The organism is Syntrophomonas sp. UBA5494 (assembly GCF_002426325.1).
Genome location: NZ_DIPG01000002.1, coordinates 1 through 695 on the forward strand (window position 1 = coordinate 1; position 695 = coordinate 695).

The following is a 695-nucleotide window of genomic DNA, read 5'->3' on the forward strand; positions in this document are numbered from 1 at the left end:
ATAAATGGATAAACCGCTAAGGGCACTAAAATTACGCCTCTCCTGCGACGATATATATCTTAAAGGTATATATCACATTCAGGAGAGGTGTTTTGCGGTGCGGATTAGGGGGCTGTTGATCATACTGCTGCTTTTTGCCCTGTCAGGTTGTGGGACTGAAAGCCGTTATCCGGACACAGACCGCCTGGAAACGGCGGCCAGTTCAGTCGAGGTGATGCAGGGCCTGGAAAAAACGGTGAAAGACATCTTGGAGGCGCAAAAAGCCGCCAACAGCGACCTGCGCGAATTACAGCAGCTGACCATCAGTACCCGGCAATACTACAGTAACGCCCCCAATGATTCGAGCTATGGCGAAGCCAGAATAGATTTACTGACCGAAGAGGATATAGCATTTGTCCGGGAAGCTCTCATTGCTCAGGGGTATATGCCGGCTGACCGGCAGGATGCCCAGGCCTGGGAGGAAGCCCTGTCAGCTTATCAGGACCAGGCCGGGCTGCCGCTCAGCGGGCGTCTGGATGCAGCTACCATCAAGCGAATGCAGGCCGACAGGTGAAAAAATTGTAGGCTTCCTGACTTGACTTATGGACAAGGGCGGATATACTGTATATTATAGAAAAGTGCATGCGGAAGTGGCTCAGTGGTAGAGCATCGCCTTGCCAAGGCGAGGGTCGCGAGTTCGAATCTCGTCTTCCGCT

General features: G+C 52.7%; 1 protein-coding gene and 1 tRNA gene. Both read left to right on the forward strand.

The window, feature by feature from the left end:
• Positions 1 to 97: 97 nt before the first annotated feature.
• Positions 98 to 553 (forward strand): peptidoglycan-binding domain-containing protein, encoded by a 456-nt coding sequence (locus B3W37_RS00160; protein WP_483174429.1) that lies wholly within the window; start codon positions 98 to 100, stop codon positions 551 to 553.
• 70 nt (positions 554 to 623) lie between these two features.
• Positions 624 to 695, forward strand: a tRNA-Gly gene (locus tag B3W37_RS00165).